Source organism: Pseudoalteromonas byunsanensis (assembly GCF_001854475.1).
GTDB lineage: Bacteria > Pseudomonadota > Gammaproteobacteria > Enterobacterales > Alteromonadaceae > Pseudoalteromonas > Pseudoalteromonas byunsanensis.
Window position 1 is genome coordinate 248,851 of the sequence record NZ_MNAN01000032.1, and the last position, 20,168, is coordinate 269,018.

The following is a 20,168-nucleotide window of genomic DNA, read 5'->3' on the forward strand; positions in this document are numbered from 1 at the left end:
GTTCCAGCGGTTGGCGTTCCAGCGGTTGGCGTTCCAGCGGTTGGCGTTCCAGCGGTTGGCGTTCCAGCGGTTGGCGTTCCAGCGGTTGGCGTTCCAGCGGTTGGCGTCATTTTTATTTGTTTATAAAATTTATTTGAGACAGATAAAACACACTCTTAATAATTAACAATAAAAAAGTTAAATTTTAAATCAATTCACCCAAGCTAAATAACCAAAGAAAATATTATAAAAAAGAAAACCCAATCAAAATAAAAAATTCAAAAAACATCACCCCATAACGACCGCTTCCACTAAGCTTTCATAGAGGTTCATGAGTCATACAAATAAAATCACCGAAAAAAAACATTACTATATTTAATTTTGGTTGGACATATATATGACAATCCGTACAATATAATTCAGAGAACAAATGACAAACGCATTTAGTGAGCCCAGCCCAAACCATGCTACTTTAAATAATATTACGCTTTATTATTTCTAATACTAAAGCTTCTAGCCAAGTAATTTCAAAGCTAAATACGGAACCACAAAAAAAGTCAACGTTATTACTTTATAGTTGCTAAGGTAGCTAAAGTACAAAACGCTACATTTAGATTCAGGAATATCAAACATTTTGGCATGTAATGGTAAAACCTTTCCTTTTAGTGCTAAAAGCAGAACCGTTGTTGTACAAAGAACAACTATATTTATGAATGCACACCAACCAAAAAACTCAGTAACTTGCTCTAACGTAACCATAGTTAAATCCATCCATTTTTTAAGTTGAAGCATAATACTTCAACGTTGGGCCGCATAAATACACAACTATACTTAGCGACAAAGGAGCACAAGCCATGCGGTTTGTGTCCTTGTCAAAATAAGACTTGTTAGCTTCCTTTCCTCTGTCGCAGTTTATCTAACGATAACTCAGCTTTATCGACCAGTGTAAAATAACCCTCACCAGCTGAAAGTTGCAGATCTATTGATACCTCGATACTTTCTGCTGTGTCAGGGTAACTTTGTAGCTTAGGAACCACTCTAATCGCTATATCGTCCGCTGTACGATTAAACAGAAAATCCTGCAATTTGTTAAATTCTAGTTCAGAAGTCTGATCAAATCTAAGACTATAAACAATTACCTTTTTCTTCGTTAAAAAGCTACTTTCCTGACTTGCCTGTGGCGGTAAAAGCTCTGTTAATTTAAACTCTCCATAATGAGTACCAGCTGATGAATTAATATCAACTCCAACCCAGCTTTTTTCTGGAGCAAGTACAAAGCCGTCAGGAATTGAGATTTTTACTCTTATCTCTTCTGATTTTATAGCTTGGAAATCATCCAAGCCAAATGTTCCCATTTTCGCCATCGTCGAAATAGGTATTGAAGTACATGCACATAGAGATAATGTCAGGACAAATAATATTATTTTTTTCATAGTGTTTGATTACGTAAATTGTGGAAGCTAACGCCTGCCGAAGGGGGGCTTAAAAATAGTTAGCTAAACTTTAGCGAGGAACAAGCAACAAGCCAACTGTTTTATCTCCAGTTGTCTTAATAAGTTTGTCATATTTTTTAATCTACTCATTTTTAAGCTGCAACTTTAACGTTTTTAAACGGTAAAGATACAACTCCCACCTAGGAGGTGAAAATACTTGGCTATAAGCTACAAAGAATGAGCACAAGCCAAGCGTTGTATATCCTTTTGAGTAAAAAATTAGCGATATTATTTTGCAAATCTTATTTTTGCTTCTTTTAACGTATTTAAAAATACAGAAAAAGCACACACTCCAGCGCATATGAGCCCGACTTGGAGAATAGATATAGAAGAAAAACTAAATTGCTGAGAGTACATGTACTGACCAAGTAACTTACCAGCGGTAAATACACCTAAAACAATCAAAAATGGACAAACTACTAAAGAAAACCAAAACCAAATACTTTTAATGTGTGTCACAAATACTTCCTTTGAATTAACGAATACGGCTAATGTATTGCCAACAAGGTCAACTTGTTATGCTATCTTTTTCGCCGGTTCAGATGAACCTATACATACATTCTCGCCATCAAAATCAGTATCAACCCTACCGACGAACTGATGATTCAAAGTGAATATAACATCAGGAAAATCATCTGGCATTACTTTAATGCACAAACACTCGCCTAAGGTTTCAACCTTGAATTTATGCTCCCCCGCGACTTTGAGTTCTGACACTACCATGCCAAGGTCACTATCAAGCCCTTTGGCAGAAATTGATGTCTGTACGAAGACGCACTCACCACAATCAGCTCCAGAAGCAGCAGATAACAACATAAACCCAACATGATCACCTTCGATGGACTTTAGAGTCATTGCCTTTGCTAATTCATTATTCAAAATATTATCCTCGATACTAAACGTTGAAAATACCTCTTAAGCGCATCGTTAGCACACAGCTCACCGCTGCTTCATAAACGCCACTGCTACCCCAGAAGAAACGAATGTTACACCTGCACCAACATTTAACCCTGACACCAACTTAGGCTTATTCTTGAACCACTGAGACAATTGAGACGAGAAAATCCCCATTAGGCTAAAGCCAATTGCAGTTAATGCCGCAAACCACACTCCATAGCCAATCATTTGAGTTGTCACTGCCCCTAAGCTCGGGTTTACAAATTGAGGTATAAAAGCAAGAACAAACATACCTGGCTTTGGATTAAGCGCAGCTGATAAAAAGCCTGTTGAGAAGATAACTTTCAAAGACTGTTTTTTCACAGGCTCTAATGAGAACAAATTTCTCGTACGAAGTACTTTCACACCCAACCAAATTAAATAGGCAGCACCAACCAGTTTTACACCGTAAAACGCGATTTCTGAAGTTTGAATTAGAAGTGTTAATCCAAAGGTTGCTGCAATAACATGAAATAAAATGCCAGCTCCAGAAGACATACCTGACATTACTGCTGCTAGTCGGCCTTGGCTCAAACCTCGACCAATAGCGAGCAAGTTATCCGGCCCCGGTGATATAACCAACAGCAAACAAGCGAGCGTATAAGCAACAAATACTTCTAATGGAAACATAAACCGCCTTAATGATTCTAAGTGCTAACGCCTCGTTAGAGGCAAGTAATAGTTGATTAAAATACTCGACGAAGAAGCAAAAACCAACTATTTTGAGACCTACTTGAATAGTTTGTTAGTAATCGATTACTTTGCATACTCATAGCAGCAATCGACCGAGTTTTTGACGTAACGCCCCCACTATGTCATCAAGAATGTCACCATGCTCACATGCCTTAAGCATTGCAACAGTATTATCTAAAGTAGAGGTAGAGCTATAACTAATTTCAGTGGCAGTTTCACTTGAGTAAAACTTAAATTTTTCTTCAGTAACTTTTTCAGAACCAAAGATTGCAGTAATTACCCTGTAATCACAACAATATAATATAACCCTATTATTTTCCTCATACTTCCTTTTTTAGTGACTCGTTTGGTGTTTAAATTAGCTTTTGCCAAAATAACGCCTTACCCATTTTAGGATCTAATTCATAGCCATTAAAACCGAACTTTATATAAGAATTTTGAGCTACTTCATTACCTTCTAAAACTTCTAAGGTGATTTTACAACACCCTTTTTCTCGAGCTCGCTCCTCAACTTTAGCCAGCATAGATTGGCTAATTCCAAGCCCTCTAAATTCATTGACTACGACTATATCGTGTATATTTATGAGGGGCTTGCACTTGAACGTTGAAAACGCCTCAAAGCAATTAATTAACCCTGCTGGTTTACCATCTACATAGCAAATAACACTAAATGCATGAGGAATTTTTGATAACTCCTTTGCAAGGTTATCCTTTGTGAAATCTGATAAAGGTAAACCACCACCCATAGGATCTTCTGCGTAGTGATTTAATAGAAATCCAATATCTACAGCTTGATTTTCATTTAAATAATCAGCAATTAATACTTCAACGTTCATTTATTCTCCATACTAAGTTTTAATCAGTTGCGCTGTTCCTATCACCTTTAATTTGGTGGCTAAATTTTTGTGCCATTACATTGAACACATAAGTCAAACTTTGAACCAAAACCACCAAGCGGTAGGAGTCTCTCTTAAATACATAGTCATGGCTAACAATCCTCGAATGACGCAAGACAAACTAACTGTTTTATAAGAATTTAACCCGCTCATCTACGCATTCATTTGAGCCCATTTCAAATTCGCGACATATCCAAGGACGATTTTCATAAATTGTACACATTAAAGTTTCTCTATCTAATGCAGCACACCAACCATCGTATAATCGCTTCATTGTCTCACCACCATACTGGTCCCGTTCGATAAACTCCTCCGGCACACCCGTGTCTGAAATAATCATAACTTCAAGACGGCAGCAACAAGCTTCGCAGTTTGAACAAGATACGTCCGATGAATAGACGTTTTTAGTTGGTATAATCATGAGTAACTACAATTTTTTTCAATTATGTATAATACCGTAAATTCAATACAAACAACCTTTGTTTTTGAGATTGTTTCTCTTATGGGTCATTACGCCCTAAATATAGGCAAAATATCGTTTGATCTATACAAAATACTTGCGCTAAAAACAGCAAGCGTTCTTCAACCCAACCTCTACGATGTTCATACGATTTACCCGTGAATTTATCTTCGCCGCACAGAAATGCGCGCCTGACACAGCGTGGCACACAATGATAATACGGAGTATCTGACAAACTGATTTGCCGCTTCCTTGCTAATCCCATCGTTCACTCCTTGAACTTAAGAATTGATTCGATTTTGAAGAACTAAAAGCTTAGACAACCCTTCCCAACATTCAAGTTGGGGTGGATGTCCATTTAAATATTTTGGTAAAAGCCTCAAAACACTGAGTGAATTTAAAACCTGAAATACCAAATGATTTTTCCTGAGTTGCAATCCTAGAGCTAAGACCCGCATAAAAAAGAAATTCTAAAAAACCGACAATTAGAATAACGATCACAATACTTATTTGTAATACCATCTACCGGTAACCCTAACGCCTCAAATAACCGACACAGACGAGCTGGCTAAACTTAAAATCAGCCATCGAGGATGTGTCCGGTTAATTTGTTTTGTTATATGCCTCATTACAACTCTTCAAATCTTTCGTTATTGATGAGCAAATTCAAATTTTTAAACTGACACTCATTGTCTTTTGCAAAGACTATCACTGCATAGTTTTTACCAGCTTCTGCATCTATGTCATATACATGATGTTTGATTGCTCCTTTGTAGTCACATTTCACCTTAAAGCTATATTGCCCAGGGAGAACCGAAACCTGACTGTTAGTTTCAAATGGAGTTCCATTAATTGATTGGGAGTTGATTTTGAGGTCTGCTGGCAAGAAGTCGCCTCTATATTCGGGATTATCTATCCACATACTAAAAATGGCAGTTTGCGAATTAGACAAAGGAGGCCCTTCATAAAACTGTTTTGTAGTCATCCCGCATCCAACCAAAGAGAACAAAATTGCTAGGACTGTAAATCGTTTCATTTTAACTCCATTTCCAAAAGGCATATAACGCCGCCATATGGGGTGCATAAATGCTTGGCTAAAATTAGCGAAGAATGAGCGCCAGCCAAGCGTTTGACGTCATTTTTGATGCGCTTGTTAGGTGAACTTATTAGTATTGGCTAGAATTCAACTCTAATTCCATACTTTTCTTCACAAGACTCTATGATTTCAGCCATGTCTTGCATGCCAGATATAACTGTTTCTGAAGGCCTAGGGGGACCATTTTTAAGCATTTCTTCCATGTTTTCCATTACTGAATTTGCTAGTTTGGCATATTCACTTAGTGCATTGCTAAATTCTGAATACTTCGTAGGCTCCCATTTCTCTTGAGCTATTTTTGCGGTGCATTTACATAGCTTTCTAGTTTTTTCATATTCATCTTCATTGGTAGGCGCAATTAATAACTGTAGGTTCTGTGAAACACTCTCTAACTCACTCAAGTTAACTTCCTTAGCTTTCAAAATTGGGGAGAACAGCATAATAATTATTAAAATAATAGTTTTCATTGATATTTCATGTTCACCTAACGAGCCTGTAGAATAACTCGTTTCAAATTTATTTTTGTAATCAACAAACGATAACTGAGTTTCTATTTTGATTCAATCGTTTAGTTGGGTGTGAGTTGTTATTTTAGGGCGTTTTTTTAAGCTGGTTTGTTGTGGTTTGAGAGGCGTTTCGGAGCTGTTGGGTCAGGTTGTTCTTGGCTTACGACACCCTTTCTCGCAACTTTTCGATATTGTGAACAAGGCAGTATAGCTGCCATTGTGCATTGACTTTTACTTGGCCGCGTAATGTGAGCTTATTCATCCCTTTATTCACCGTGATGTTGCCGAACACAGTTTCGATACATCCAAGTCGTTTGCTGTATTGTCGTCGTCCCATGGGGCTATCTATTTTCACTTTCATTTTGTCGATGAAACTGATTTTTTTGCGTGATTCATCATTCTTAAACTGCACTTGTCGCCCTGTTTTTATCGGTGGTTTTCACATACATTGCTGTTGCAGAGTGCAGATTTTACAGTCTTTTAAGTAACCACAGAATCGTGTGTATTGTTGATGATGGCTGTTTACATTGATACCACTTCGCCACATCTCATTGCCTGCGGGGCAGCGGCAGGTTTGTGTTACTTCATCATATTGGAAATCGTCTGAGGTAAATAACCGTGGCTTGCCTTTATTGCGTTTTAATCGGCGCTTTTCTTGCTCTGTTTCGTAGGTTTCGCTCTCTTTAAACAGCGGGTTGCGTTTTCTAAATTGGTTATCGGCTATGTAGCTATCAAAGCCACTTTGCGCCATGAACTCTAGGTTCGCTTCGCTATTAAAGCCGCTGTCTGCGGTGAACTTAATTGTGTGTTTGTCTGTGGGTTTAACCGTGTTCAACTTATCAAGCTGCTGCTTTAATTGCGTCACTGTAGGTGGCAGTGTTTGTTGTTCGCCCACCGAACCCCACACCTGTGCTTGCAGGATGATTTGGTGCTTATCGTCATTTATCGCAATGCCGTTGTAGCCTTGGATGGTACCTTTGGAGGTGGTCATTTTTGCACTGTCTGGGTCGGTGATATTGCTTTTAACCGGCTTCCCTTTGCTGCCTGTTTTTTCTGTATGTGTGTCGAGGAACCTTGTGATTTTAGCCGCGCTTTTATCTAGCTTTTCTTTTTGCTTTAAGTCCTGAGTGACTAGCTCTTCACTTAGGCCATCTTGTGCTTGATGGCGCTCAATGATGCGTTTACTTGCCCGCTCTAGTTTTGCTTTTTTACGGCCTAACTCATCGAATGTGCCGCTCCACTCCTTGCTCGCATTCGACTTTAACTTGCAGCCATCAATGGCAAACATATTGCGACCTATCAACCCTTCTTCGTCACAAATCATCAGCACTTGTGTGAATAGCGCTTCAATCTGTTCGTGCATTTTAGCCACAAAACCCGCTATTGATGTGTAATGCGGCTGAATATCACCCGACACACTCATAAATAAAATGTTTGTTTCACACGCTTTAGCAATTCGACGACTACTGATTAAACCATGTGCATAGCCAAGTAAAATAACCTTTAACATCACCGTGGGTGGATACGCCGCAGCGCCTGTTTTGTCGTTGTTATACCAAGCGTCAAAGCCCGATAAGTCGAGCTTATTTTCGACAATATAACAAAGCGCATATTCAAAGGTTCCTGGCAAAATTTGCTCAGCGAAATTGATTGGAATGAATTTATTTTGGCAGGATAAGTCTGGCTTGTAGTTGGCCATAACAGATTACCATGAGTGAATAATAGCTATTAGATCACAGTAACCAACTCGATTCAAGGTTAAAAAACAGTCAACCCAGAACCAATAATCCAGTACCTAAAAAGAGTAATTCTACAGCCTCAACGCCCTGTTAATGGGCGGATTACGCTTGGCTAAAATTAGCGACGAAGGAGCGCAAGCCTGCTGTTTCGCGTCCTTTTGGTTTAGGCACTTGTTATGTTTTGATTTTAAATACAAAGTACCTAAATAGTAAAGCTTCAGTTAACGCTATCAAACCTAATAACCAAGGCCCATTAGTAAAATAGCTTACACATAGAAACGAAGCTGGTACGAGCGCATAGTAAAAACAATTCGTGCAATTGAACTTACAAGCAAGCCAGTGAATAGGAAAACCTATAAATGACCACCCAACAAGTGAGAACAATAGAAACACACCGATATAAAGCAGAAAAGAAACAAATAAACCAAATAGCCCAGATAATTCGAAGCTATTTAGCTGGAATGATTCAGTTAAGTAGACGATAGGAATTAATAAACTCGAGGTGAACAAGCTTTTGAATAGCGCACTGTCCCAGTTACCTGAATTCAAACATTTCACCTAAAAACCTAACGCTTCACATATGGGGCGCAAAATACTAACTGAATACTAACTGGAAATACTAAAGCCCCAAGCATAATTGCCTTGTGATATGTAAAGAAACACCATATTTAAGAAAAATATTTTGATGCTACACCCAGAGCAATAATTAAAATAACTAATACAATCCAATGTTTATTTGAGCTATCTAAGTGTTCACCACACACAGGACATGATGATGACGTTATTGGAGTGCCATCAACATTTGTAGTCTTAACTATTGGGGAGGTAATCCCTGATTTACACTTTTTACACTTCATAAAGATCCATTTTTAGTAGAACAAAGCTCAATGTTAAAATTACACATAACGCAGCAATATGGGGCGTATTAAGCTTGGCTAAAATTAGCGAAGAATGAGCGCCAGCCAAGCTTTAGACGTCCCATCCATAATTGCCTTGTTAGCAATACTTTATGCGCTACAGCCTTTACTGATTGGTTTTTCGCTACCTTCTTTTACAACCCAATAATAAACACTCATACCTTCTCGTTTTTTCCTAATTATGTATGTGTTACCAGCTTCGGCAAAAAATTTAACACACCCATTTGAACTAATTTGACTATGCCAATACTCAACTTTTACTTCATTTTCCCCTTGAAGTATTTTAGCATCCTCAGGGTAGCCTTTAATGAAGTCACCTGCAGCAACACCATTTATTTCATGTATATATAATCGTTCATCCAGCCCAACAAAAATACCATGTTCATGCTCGGAATCAGCTTTTAAATAAGCTGAGTTTTCCGAATTAAGGCCTTTAACTTCATAAGTTGTGGCGGCACAACCAGCTAAACAAATTAATAATCCAGCTAGTCCAAACTTAAGTCCGTTTTTCATTTTTACTCCAAACTCTCATGTATTGCTAACGCCTTACTAATGGGCGCATAAATGCTTGGCTAAAATTAGCGACGAAGGAGCACAAGCCAAGCGTTTTGCGTCCTTTTGAGTAACTTGTTATGTGCCGACCATAGACCACACTATTTGAGATGGTGATTTACTTTGCGCTATTTTTTTAGCTTCTTCAATTGTTTGACAACCTACTGAATCAGGCCAAGTAGGCTCGTCACTTTCTGTGGCATGCTTAAAGCGTACGTAATATAAAACGCCAAGCTGATTTAAAGGCTCAGGTTTTTCGTCAGGTTCTAATTGATCATCAGCTTTTGCTAGCTCAAACCACCAATCGTAATTGAGGCTGATTATATCAACAGGCTTCTCTATTGAATTTGCGTAAAACCATATACCAGATTCAACGATTGATAGAGTCATAATTCTTTAGGCACATAACGCCCGCATAAAATGCGGATAATGCTTGGCTAAAATTAGCGAAGAATGAGCGCAAGCCAAGCGTTTGACGTCATTTTTGATGCGTTTGTTATGTGTAAACGTACTCATTAACTTTAAATTCGGTGAACCGTACTTTGAATATAGAACCAGAACGTAACTCGATAATGTGTTTATATAGCTCATTTTCAAATGATACTTCATGAGTTAACACGTCACCGTGGTAAGTATCATTATAATTGATTCCATTTTCATGACCGATTAACTCATAGGACTTAACATTGCTGTAAGTTAAAATAATATCACGATCATGCTGCTGCCCGAGGAGAGTTAAAATAATTGATAACGAAGCATCAAACGGACGTTTTCTATTTCGATTTTCAGCAATTGTTAAAGAAGTAACCCAACTATCATGAAGTGACTTAGGGTGATTTAATTCATAACGCTTTTGGTCAGTTCCAAACTCAAAAAGCGAGTCTGGAAAGTTTGCTTTATTGGCAACAAGATTCGAAATATATTTATCAAATTCTGAATTCACTACTGAACTTCCATTTACACATAACGCTCGATTAACGGGTTAAAAATTGTGGGCTAAAATTGAGCGAAGCGAATAGCCCGCAAGTTTTTTATCCCTGTTGAATTGCTTGTTAGCATTACTTATAAACCAACTTACTACCTTGCCTGACAAATTTAAAGCTTAAAATAAAAGTTGGAATACCCCACAGAGCCACTAACTTGCCCGAATTTTCTGGGAAGTAAAACGCCAAAATTGAAATTACTACTCCAATTGCAAAAGACCACAGCATGAAACTGTGAAATTTAGCTACTTTGCTGCGATAAAACTTAAACACAGGATCAATGTGAAACAACAGAATAAATGCTATGGCAGACGCCAAACCAATCTCCCAAAACCCGTTGCTAAATGTAATTATTGGCAACATCAGCAAAGCAAATGGATAGTTAGCGAGCCTAGCGTTGACTCTTTTCTGATTGAGGTTGATGCTGAATCTCCGTGTAATGCTAACGCCTTAATAAACGGCGGAAAGCAGGCTAAACTAAGCGAAGAATGAGCGCAAGCCTGCTGTTTTACGTCCATTGTTTAATTAACTTGTTATAAGCCATTTATATCCATTTGATTTTAACTTTAGCAGAATGAACTTTTTCACTTTGAAGTCTGAAAAAGTCACAATCAATTTCAACATAGCTAATCTCTTTAGGGGCTAAAGTTATTTCATTCCCTTTACCCGTACAATTACCAATGAACTTACCATTAGAATCGAAAGTTGACGCTATGACCTCTACAGCATAAAGCTCTTCGCTTGAAGTGTTTTTTAATTCTGCAGTAATCTTTACTCTGCCATTTTCCTTGAATATCTCAGACAAGCTAACTTCGTAGCTAGGGGTTAATTCGTTTATTGAATTCATAACTTTTAGTTGCAGGCTTTCTTTGAAGCCTTTATCCACATGCGCCGCCATATTCAATGTATAAACGGTGCCTATACTAATCACAGAGAGCGAGAAACCAAGCCCCCAAAAGAAGCCTTTTAATACTTCCTCAAAACTTTTAGATGGCACAAAATTCTCCTAGGCTTATAACGCCTTACTAATAGGCGTAAAATGCTTGGCTAAAATTAGCGACGAAGGAGCGCAAGCCAAGCGTTTTGCGTCCTTTTGAGTAACTTGTTATATGCCGACTACACCGTAATTGGACCAAAAAGTTTGATACTTAAGCCCAGAACAATTACAAAACAAAGCTGCCCTATGATTGGAACAATTACAGGTATTAATATTGTTTGCCACAAAGTTAATACTAAAAATTTTCGTATGACAGCCAAAAACAAAATGATAGTTAATAGTAATGCTGCGAGATCGTCAAGAGCGACTAACTCGCATATTGTTGAGCTAACCATTTGAATAGCGAGTAAAAGAAGACTTAAATAAATAGCTCTTTTTAACCGTTGCTCACTAACCTTTAATTTTTTTAAAACAAAGTTGAAGCCAATAAAATAGCCGACTAAGTTTGAAAACAAATATAGAAATGTAAACACAAAATCCCTTTAGGCATATAACAGCTTATTCTCTCCCAAAATGTCGGAATAAAAACAGACAAAACGGGCTATATTACGTGTGCTAATTTTCACACGTAGAAAAACCAATGTAAACAATCCATTAAAGTGTTCAAAAAACATCCCTTGTCATAATTGGACAAAACGGGCCGTAATAATGTTATTGGACAAACAGAAAACCACTGTCTATAAAAACAGTGTCTTTTAACAAATGGAATTGTTTATGAAGTCACCTTTTTTAACCATGGTGCAAGAGCATATGTATGCACGCCGCTATGCCAAGCGCACTATTGAGTCGTATCTAAGGTGGATAGCCACCTTTATTCGTTTTAACGATATGCGTCACCCAAGTACAATGGGGAGTATTGAAGCAGAGTTATTTTTAAGCCACCTTGCTAATGAACAAAATGTGGCACAGGCTACCCAAGCTCAGGCATTAAATGCACTGTGTTACCTTTATAAAGAAATACTTAAAGCACCACTGGCTTTAAACTTAAATTTTAATAAAAGTCATCGAGCCCGAAAACTGCCTGTAGTATTGACCAAAAATGAAGTCACTGCGCTATTTAAAATGTGTAATTCTCGTCACTACTTACCTTGTGCACTACTTTACGGCAGTGGACTGAGGTTGATGGAGACCGTGCGTTTGCGTGTACAAGATATTGACTTTGACTATCACTGTATCCGAATTTGGGATGGCAAAGGGGGTAAAAACCGAGTCGTCACGCTTGCCAAAGAGCTCTCTCACTTACTGAGAAATCAAATCCAGTTAGTTCAAAGCCATCTAGAATTAGACTTAAAGAACCCACTGTTCGATGGGGTTTGGCTTCCTCACCAACTAAGAAAAAAGTACCTAGGCCACAACAAAAAGCTAAGTTGGCAATACTTATTTCCATCCCACAAGCTGAGTGTAGACCCTGAAACAAAACAACTTCGCCGACACCATCTTGATCAAAAGCAAATACAAAGAGCTGTCAAAAAATCAGCTCTAATGGCTGGACTCACCAAGCAGGTTACACCGCATACTTTACGCCACTCGTTCGCAACACATTTATTGCAAAGCGGCGCAGATATAAGAACCGTACAAGCTCAGCTCGGCCATTGTGATGTTCGCACAACGCAAATCTATACCCATGTTATCCAGCAAGGCGGACAAGGTGTGGTGAGTCCTTTGTCACATTTATCTATACCGACTTAACAAGCTGCCAAGTTTTGCATCAGGTTCCCAAAAACAGGTCATAATAGCTTGATGTCATTTGTTTAAGATTATGAGATTCTGAAACAAGTTCAGAATGACGAAAAAGGTTCAGAATAACGAGACAGGTTCACAGTGACGAGACCAATTAGGAAAACGACATTGTAAAGATACACATGTCGTCTTCCTGACCAAGGTTAAGGTCTCTTAAGCTGTACTAGCTCAATCTTGCTTGGGCTTTTACTAAACAATCAAAGATTAAAACTTCGGACCACCGCCACCGCCCATCATGCCCGGTGGTAACATGCCTTTCATGCCGCGCATCATTTTCATCATGCCGCCTTTACCCTTCATTTTCTTCATCATTTTTTGCATTTGCATAAACTGCTTAAGCAACTTGTTGATGTCTTGAACTTGGGTGCCAGAACCTGCCGCGATACGCTTTTTACGAGACCCTTTGATAATATCAGGGCGTGCACGTTCTTTAGGCGTCATAGAGTTAATAATGGCTTCCATTTGAGTGAACGCTTTATCCCCCACCTGCCCCTTCACTGCATCAGGTAAGTTATTCATACCCGGCAGCTTTTCAAGCATAGACATCATACCGCCCATGTTTTTCATTTGGCGTAGCTGTTCAGCAAAGTCTTCTAATGTAAAACCGTCACCTTTAAAGACTTTTTCCGCTACTTTTGCAGCTTTGTCTTTATCGACCTTCATCTCAACTTCTTCGATAAGCGACAATACGTCACCCATACCAAGAATACGAGACGCTACACGGTCTGGGTGGAATGGTTCAAGCGCATCGGTACGCTCACCCACACCAATAAACTTAATGGGTTTACCAGTGATATGACGAATTGATAACGCTGCACCACCGCGCGCATCACCGTCAGTTTTGGTTAAAATAACACCGGTAAGCGGTAGAGCTTCATCGAAGGCTTTAGCTGTGTTTGCAGCATCTTGACCGGTCATCGAGTCAACAACGAATAGTGTTTCAATCGGGTTGATGGCACTGTGCAGCGCTTTGATCTCATCCATCATGTCGTTATCAACGTGTAAACGACCCGCCGTATCCACAAGCACTACATCAATGAACTTTTTCTTAGCGTGGCTAATCGCCCCCGTTGCAATATCCACTGGCTTTTGTGAGATATCACTTGGGAAAAACTCAACGTCAACTTCACTGGCAAGGGTTTCAAGCTGTTTAATCGCCGCAGGACGATATACGTCAGCACTGACCACTAACACCGACTTTTTCTTACGCTCTTTTAAGAACTTCGCAAGTTTACCCACACTGGTGGTTTTACCCGCACCTTGTAAGCCCGCCATCATGACAACCGCTGGCGGCTGAGCCGCTAGGTTTAGCTCTTCGTTGGCTTCCCCCATGGCTTTTTCAAGTTCTTCACGAACAATCTTTATAAAAACCTGGCCGGGGCTTAGGCTTTTTGTTACCTCAACGCCCACTGCGCGCTCTTTTACTTGTTTAACAAACTCACGGACTACAGGTAAAGCGACATCGGCCTCAAGCAGCGCCATCCGTACTTCGCGCAGTGTTTCTTTAATGTTTTCTTCGGTTAGACGGCCTCTGCCGCTGATGTTTTTAAGCGTTTTACCTAAACGTTCCTGGAGGTTTTCAAACATGTATTAGGTTCCAATAAATCGTAATTGCTCGACATTATACTGATATGGCCCCTACTAATACAGTGTTCAAGTGCAGACAAAGTTTCTTTTTAGAAACTCTATGCAAGCAGCAATGCTTAAAATACAATAGCTTTACAAAGGAAATTTATTATTAGGCACACTTTGATGTTGATTATTAGCTTGTCTTTATTCGCCAGTCTGTTCTACGTGCTTGCAACCGGCCACGTTTTATCAAGACTATTCCATAAAGAAGGGCCGAATCAAAAACTGACGATTGTTCTCAGTACGCTGGCGATTTTGGCGCATATGCTGCTGTTGGTGAACTCAGTGTTTACCAGTGAAGGACAAGACTTAAGCACGGTAAACGTTGCATTGTTGACCTGCTGGGTTATTGTTGTCAGCGTCACTACGGTGTCGTTAAAACTTCCTGCCACTTTACTGTTACCTGTGGTGTATGGCTTCGCCGCGATCTTGCTAACCTCTAGCCTATTTATTCCCCATCATATTGTAATGCAAACCATTAATGTTGATTTGGGGTTGGTGATACATATCTCGTTGTCATTATTAGCTTATTGCGTACTGATTATCGCCACATTGTACGCTGTACAATTTTTCTACATTGATAACCGTTTAAAACACAAAGACCTTGCGATTATGCACAGCCATTTACCACCGCTGATGCAAGTTGAAAGGCAGCTGTATCAACTATTAACCATTGGAACCGCGCTACTAACATTAGCTTTGTTATCAGGTTTTGTGTTCCTAGATGGCATGTTCGCCAAAGAATTCATTCACAAAACGGTGCTCTCTTTAGCAGCTTGGGTCGTTTTTACAGGCGTCACTTTAGGGCACCACCAATTTGGTTGGCGTGGTAAATCTGTAGTATTTTCAATTATGGTTGCCTCAGGGCTGGTAACACTGGCCTATTTTGGTAGCCGATTTATTCAAGAAGTCATCCTAGGCAAGTTTTAACTTGACTCTTTGGGCTGGCTAACGCTTAATACACGTTCGTAAGAAAGAAAGGGATCCACTGTTGGACGACATATCTACAAGCACCTTATTCATTATATTGGGCTTGCTAATCATGATCTCGGGCTATTTTTCTAGCTCTGAAACGGGGATCATGTCAATAAACCGTATTCGACTGCGTCACCTCGAGAAACAAAACCACCGTGCAGCTAAACGCGTTAGCAAGTTGCTACGACGTCCCGATAGGCTTATCGGCCTGATCTTAATCGGTAACAACCTAGTAAATATCGCCGCGGCTCAAGTCGCAACGATTATCGGCTTGCGTTTGTACGGAGACATGGGGATTGCAATCTCAACCTTTGTACTCACCCTAGTGGTACTGATCTTTGCCGAGGTAACACCTAAAACGCTCGCAGCGTTATATCCTGAAAAAGTCGCTTTCCCAAGCTCTATTATTCTAAAGGGCTTATTAAAAGTACTATTCCCGCTGGTTATCACAGTAAACTGGATCACCAATGGAATGCTCAAATTATTTGGTATTTCTAATAAGCAAATTGCAGAACATAGCCTCAGTAAAGAAGAACTCAAAACTGTGGTAAATGAATCTAGTGCGTTGTTACCTAGTAACCACCAGAACATGCTAACTTCCATTTTAGATTTAGAGCAAGTTACCGTTGAAGACATCATGATCCCGCGTAATGAGATCAATGCAATCGACATCAACGATGACTGGAAAGACATCTCAAGACAATTGACCAATGCACAACACACCCGAGTGTTGTTGTATCGCGATCAAATCGATGATGCTGTAGGCTTTATTCATGCCCGTGATGCGTTGCGATTATTGACCAAAGAGCAGTTTGATAAGCCCTCACTACTGCGAGCTGTACGCGAGATTTACTATATTCCTGAAAATACTTCACTGAACACTCAGCTATTAAAGTTCCAACAAAGCAAAGAGCGTATTGGCTTAGTGGTTGATGAATACGGTGATATTCAAGGTCTTGTGACATTGGAAGATATTCTTGAAGAAGTCGTTGGCGACTTTACCACTACACAAACCCCCGCTGCCAGCGACGAAGTGAACGTGCAAAGCGATGGTTCAGTGTTGGTTGATGGCGCTGCTAATATCCGAGATATCAACAAAGAGATGAACTGGGAGCTGCCGACCGAAGGCCCAAAAACACTTAGCGGCTTGATTGTAGAGCATCTTGAAGATATTCCCGATGCGCCTATGAGCTTGATTGTTTCAGGCTACCCTATGGAAGTCGTCGAACTAAAAGAGAATATGGTTAAGCTAGTAAAGGTTATGCCTGGTAAAAAACACCAAATCTAGCACTATGTTCAATATTTAGCCGAGCTTTAGCTCGGCTTTTTATTGTCTCGTTTTAAGCTAAATAACAGCCAAATAGTGACTATCACTTATCACTTATCACTCATCACTTATCACCATTTAATAAAAGCCGCCTAGCCGATTGATTATGGTTTAAGGCAAGCAATTAACATCTGCCTTTCAAACAAAGCTATATTTAAAATAGCGACGACTTAACTCGCTTCCTTGCGTTGTGTCTGTGCAATTCGCGAAGCTAGCCAAAAGGTCGCGCCGATATATTGGCTGACCTAAAAACACACACGCAATACAATACAAGCACACTAACTACCTATTTATTAAAAGTTTAAACGAACAAAACGCCTTTCCAATAAAAAATAAGCAATTTAATCATAAGGTTATAAAAGTAAAAGTTATTGTTACCGTTTTTTTACAGTGTTTTTCTCGTAATTTTTACCACCTCAATAACAATGGCTATCAGCTCACACAACGAGTGAGCGACACACTTTATTAATTCTTCATAAGGAAAGTTACAATGAAAAATAAAATCTTAACGTCTGCGTTATTACTGGGCACAGCACTATTTGGACAACAAGCGTTTGCAACTGATTACAAATATGCTCAGTGTAAAGACAATGAATATTCAGGTCATAATGCTCGTTGTCTATGGAATACAATAAATGGTGCAGATCCACTTCCGCCCAATACCGTTCGCTTCGATAAAGGCACCGAAAATGGCGTAAATGTTTATGTTTGCCGCGACCGTGGCAAGTTAGTGGGTAAATACATTAACGGCACTTGCTATGTACCATCGTATGGTAAAGAATATGCGCAACCACAAAACAGTTTCGAAATTCTCGAGGTACACCCAAGTTACATACAGTGGGAACAAGTAAACACTCGTGTCGACTTAGAGAGCAATATATTCCACCCGGGTAAATACTTGATTAAAAGCGGCAGAGACAGTGGCTATCCTATGTACGTGTGTGGTGTCAAAGACGGTCACGGTAACTACATGACGGGTAAACTAGTAAATGGTCACTGCTGGTACGCTGCAGGTGGTCGTGAGTACAATTACTCTCTGGCTTCAGGCCATGTATACGTGCTTTGGTACACAGGCCCAATGTAACACTCTCTTGATGAGGCGTAACCTCTTAATGCTAGGTTACGCCTATGCCTCACACTCTTTGTAAAAGATCTGCCACTAAAATATCGTCCCTATATTACAGTTCACATAGCTACCACGGTTATCCAAACAAAAACTATTGCGGTATAAACAATAAAATTGAAAGAATACAGTCACATCTAAGTCATCTATTTATGTTTGACTATTCCCTTTTTAAAGCAATCACAATTAAAGGGTCAAACATGTTGCAGCACTCATTAAAATATACTCTCATCGCCATATCTATCACCGCTATTTTGTCTGGCTGTTCGCTAGATGGCGACGATGGTAAAACCGGCACACAGGGGCCTATCGGTGAACAAGGCATGGCAGGTGATAAAGGAGACAAGGGCGACAATGGTCAGAATGGATTAAATGGATTGAATGGACAAAATGGCTCCGATGGTAAAAATGCCAATCGTTTACTTGATATTCAATTGGTTGGCCGCGCCGTACTCAATTCACAAAGCCCAGAGGGTGCTGCAGAGATTGTTGCATACCAAGCGTCTAAAAAGTGGATCTATGCAATCAACAGTTCAGGCGAAAACGCAGTGGTAGAAGTGTTACCTGCAACGACATTTGATAGCGCTGCTCTGGCTAAAAACAGTGATGATGTGATCACTACCACGAATTTAAACAGCACCCTTACCATTAATTTAAACCAACATACCCCAGGTGATGCCAATAGCATCGCAATCGATAATAACAACCAATTGCTAGCCGTCGCGATGGCCGCAAAAACCACTGGTGAAGCGGGTCATATTGCATTTTATGATATCTCTGGTGATACCCCTGTATTTTTAAAAAATGTTGAGGCTGGTGCCCTACCCGATATGGTGACTTTTAATCACGATGGTACGAAAGTTGTCGTTGCCAATGAAGGTGAACCCGCTGGCGATTACAGTGTTGACCCTGAAGGTACAATTAGTATTATCAATATTACCAATGGGATAGTCGCAAACACGGCGACACATATTGATTTTAAAGCCTTCAACGACAAACAGGCTGAGCTTGAAGCACAAGGCATGGTATTCGCCAATCCAACTGGACGCACCATTAATGGCAAGTTGATCAATACAACCGTCGCGATGGATTTAGAACCAGAGTATGTAACCATCACCAAAGACAATCGTTATGCCTATGTATCAATCCAAGAGAACAATGCCATGGCGGTGGTTGATTTAACCGACAACAGCGTAAAGTTATTAGGTCTTGGCTTTAAGGATTGGTCAAACCTAACCATGGATGCCTCTGACAAAGACGGTAAAATAAACTTTCGCTCATATTCTGGTCTATATGGCATGTACCAACCTGACACTATCACCAGCTTCACTTGGAAAGGGGCGAACTTTATCGTCAGCGCCAACGAAGGTGATGGTCGTGAGTATTTCTTTAATACAACCGACGAAGCGGACTGCTTGGCTAAAGGCGGGTTAGATTATGACGAGGACGACGGCTGCCTTGCTTATGTAGATGAAAGCCGCGCTAAAAAGTTAACCTTAGCCAGCAACTTTTCGTATTTGAACAACGACAATGATGACATTGGTCGTTTAAAAGTAACCACGGTTAAGGGCGATGCAGATAATGACGGGCAGTACGAGCAACTTTATACCTATGGTGCGCGCTCATTTACCATTTGGGACAGCAATGGTCTAGTTGTGTTTGATTCTGGCGATCAGATTGAACGTATTACTGCCGCAATCCATGGCGATGCGTTCAACAACGATGAAGATTCTAACGAAGGCGATACTCGCTCCGACGCCAAAGGCCCAGAACCTGAAGCACTGGCTCTTGGTAATATCGGTGAGCGCCTGTTTGCATTTGTGGGTTTAGAGCGCATGGGTAGTGTAATGGTATACGATATCACCAATCCATATGACGTAAAATTTGCAGACTACTTTTATAACCGTGGGTTGACAGAAGACGCGCAGATCTCAGGGGATTTAGCACCAGAAGGAATGACATTCGTCAGTGCTGAGCAAAGCGCTACTGGCAAGCCGCTATTGATTATCGGCAACGAAATATCAGGGTCAGTTGCCGTGTGGCAGGTGGCGCTTAAAGACTAGTCTCATAGCCACTTTAACCCTATCATTGCCCAGTGCACGCATACAACAGTATGAGAGCACTGGG

The 20,168-nt window shown here is 40.0% G+C and carries 21 protein-coding genes and 2 pseudogenes; 6 read left to right on the forward strand and 17 right to left on the reverse strand.

The features are described from left to right. Positions 1-492: 492 nt before the first annotated feature. The 14 genes and pseudogenes from BIW53_RS13095 to BIW53_RS13165 all read right to left on the reverse strand — a co-directional run bounded on the left by BIW53_RS13095 (position 493) and on the right by BIW53_RS13165 (position 10,210). Positions 493-771 (reverse strand): DUF6868 family protein, encoded by a 279-nt coding sequence (locus BIW53_RS13095; RefSeq protein WP_217495714.1) that lies wholly within the window; start codon positions 769-771, stop codon positions 493-495. A gap of 95 nt (positions 772-866) precedes the next feature. Further along, entirely contained in the window at positions 867-1,412 is a 546-nt protein-coding gene (locus BIW53_RS13100) for a hypothetical protein (RefSeq protein WP_139158848.1), read from the reverse strand. 288 nt (positions 1,413-1,700) lie between these two features. After that, positions 1,701-1,931 carry a hypothetical protein gene (locus BIW53_RS13105; protein WP_070992465.1) on the reverse strand — a complete coding sequence of 77 codons (231 nt, stop codon included), beginning with the start codon at positions 1,929-1,931 and terminating at the stop codon, positions 1,701-1,703. A gap of 57 nt (positions 1,932-1,988) precedes the next feature. Beyond that, entirely contained in the window at positions 1,989-2,351 is a 363-nt protein-coding gene (locus BIW53_RS13110; RefSeq protein ID WP_139158849.1) for a hypothetical protein, read from the reverse strand. A gap of 60 nt (positions 2,352-2,411) precedes the next feature. Beyond that, the gene (locus BIW53_RS13115) at positions 2,412-3,038 is read right to left on the reverse strand and encodes a LysE family translocator (protein WP_070992467.1); all 627 of its coding nucleotides are present in this window, start codon (positions 3,036-3,038) and stop codon (positions 2,412-2,414) included. Positions 3,039-3,454: 416 nt separating this feature from the next. Beyond that, on the reverse strand, positions 3,455-3,937 hold the full coding sequence (locus BIW53_RS13120) for a GNAT family N-acetyltransferase (RefSeq protein ID WP_070992468.1): 483 nt from the start codon (positions 3,935-3,937) through the stop codon (positions 3,455-3,457). A gap of 190 nt (positions 3,938-4,127) precedes the next feature. Next, positions 4,128-4,418 carry a YkgJ family cysteine cluster protein gene (locus BIW53_RS20545; RefSeq protein WP_084228159.1) on the reverse strand — a complete coding sequence of 97 codons (291 nt, stop codon included), beginning with the start codon at positions 4,416-4,418 and terminating at the stop codon, positions 4,128-4,130. A 121-nt stretch (positions 4,419-4,539) separates the two neighbouring features. Beyond that, positions 4,540-4,722, reverse strand: a pseudogene (locus tag BIW53_RS13125) (transposase); the annotation flags it as partial. A 363-nt stretch (positions 4,723-5,085) separates the two neighbouring features. Continuing rightward, positions 5,086-5,493 (reverse strand): hypothetical protein, encoded by a 408-nt coding sequence (locus tag BIW53_RS13135; RefSeq protein ID WP_139158850.1) that lies wholly within the window; start codon positions 5,491-5,493, stop codon positions 5,086-5,088. A gap of 140 nt (positions 5,494-5,633) precedes the next feature. Then, positions 5,634-5,954, reverse strand: coding sequence for a hypothetical protein (locus BIW53_RS13140; RefSeq protein ID WP_139158851.1), 321 nt, complete (start codon positions 5,952-5,954; stop codon positions 5,634-5,636). A gap of 265 nt (positions 5,955-6,219) precedes the next feature. After that, positions 6,220-7,758, reverse strand: a pseudogene (locus BIW53_RS13145) (transposase). A 1,047-nt stretch (positions 7,759-8,805) separates the two neighbouring features. Further along, on the reverse strand, positions 8,806-9,228 hold the full coding sequence (locus tag BIW53_RS13155) for a hypothetical protein (RefSeq protein ID WP_070992474.1): 423 nt from the start codon (positions 9,226-9,228) through the stop codon (positions 8,806-8,808). A 117-nt stretch (positions 9,229-9,345) separates the two neighbouring features. Next, positions 9,346-9,657 (reverse strand): hypothetical protein, encoded by a 312-nt coding sequence (locus tag BIW53_RS13160; RefSeq protein WP_070992475.1) that lies wholly within the window; start codon positions 9,655-9,657, stop codon positions 9,346-9,348. Between the two features lie 106 nt (positions 9,658-9,763). Beyond that, positions 9,764-10,210 carry a hypothetical protein gene (locus tag BIW53_RS13165; RefSeq protein ID WP_070992476.1) on the reverse strand — a complete coding sequence of 149 codons (447 nt, stop codon included), beginning with the start codon at positions 10,208-10,210 and terminating at the stop codon, positions 9,764-9,766. A gap of 322 nt (positions 10,211-10,532) precedes the next feature. Between BIW53_RS13165 and BIW53_RS20700 the strand changes: the two genes are divergently transcribed. Then, positions 10,533-10,742, forward strand: coding sequence for a hypothetical protein (locus tag BIW53_RS20700; RefSeq protein ID WP_139158852.1), 210 nt, complete (start codon positions 10,533-10,535; stop codon positions 10,740-10,742). A gap of 52 nt (positions 10,743-10,794) precedes the next feature. Here BIW53_RS20700 and BIW53_RS13175 read toward each other — a convergent pair whose 3' ends face one another. After that, positions 10,795-11,247, reverse strand: a complete 453-nt coding sequence (locus tag BIW53_RS13175; protein ID WP_070992478.1) for an FxLYD domain-containing protein — start codon at positions 11,245-11,247, stop codon at positions 10,795-10,797. A gap of 119 nt (positions 11,248-11,366) precedes the next feature. Further along, positions 11,367-11,720, reverse strand: coding sequence for a hypothetical protein (locus BIW53_RS13180; RefSeq protein ID WP_070992479.1), 354 nt, complete (start codon positions 11,718-11,720; stop codon positions 11,367-11,369). A 241-nt stretch (positions 11,721-11,961) separates the two neighbouring features. Between BIW53_RS13180 and BIW53_RS13185 the strand changes: the two genes are divergently transcribed. Next, entirely contained in the window at positions 11,962-12,936 is a 975-nt protein-coding gene (locus BIW53_RS13185) for an integron integrase (RefSeq protein ID WP_070992480.1), read from the forward strand. Positions 12,937-13,191: 255 nt separating this feature from the next. Here the strand turns inward: BIW53_RS13185 and ffh are convergent, their stop codons facing one another. Next, positions 13,192-14,574, reverse strand: a complete 1,383-nt coding sequence (gene ffh / locus BIW53_RS13190) for a signal recognition particle protein (protein WP_070992481.1) — start codon at positions 14,572-14,574, stop codon at positions 13,192-13,194. A gap of 165 nt (positions 14,575-14,739) precedes the next feature. On the opposite strand from ffh, the gene BIW53_RS13195 reads away from it, so the two are divergent. The 4 genes from BIW53_RS13195 to BIW53_RS13210 all read left to right on the forward strand — a co-directional run bounded on the left by BIW53_RS13195 (position 14,740) and on the right by BIW53_RS13210 (position 20,104). Then, on the forward strand, positions 14,740-15,546 hold the full coding sequence (locus BIW53_RS13195) for a cytochrome C assembly family protein (protein ID WP_070992482.1): 807 nt from the start codon (positions 14,740-14,742) through the stop codon (positions 15,544-15,546). A gap of 61 nt (positions 15,547-15,607) precedes the next feature. After that, on the forward strand, positions 15,608-16,879 hold the full coding sequence (locus tag BIW53_RS13200; protein ID WP_070992483.1) for an HlyC/CorC family transporter: 1,272 nt from the start codon (positions 15,608-15,610) through the stop codon (positions 16,877-16,879). A gap of 529 nt (positions 16,880-17,408) precedes the next feature. Further along, positions 17,409-18,002: a hypothetical protein gene (locus BIW53_RS13205; RefSeq protein ID WP_070992484.1), complete on the forward strand. Its 594-nt coding sequence runs from the start codon at positions 17,409-17,411 to the stop codon at positions 18,000-18,002. A gap of 239 nt (positions 18,003-18,241) precedes the next feature. After that, positions 18,242-20,104 carry a choice-of-anchor I family protein gene (locus BIW53_RS13210; protein WP_070992621.1) on the forward strand — a complete coding sequence of 621 codons (1,863 nt, stop codon included), beginning with the start codon at positions 18,242-18,244 and terminating at the stop codon, positions 20,102-20,104. Positions 20,105-20,168: the final 64 nt, after the last annotated feature.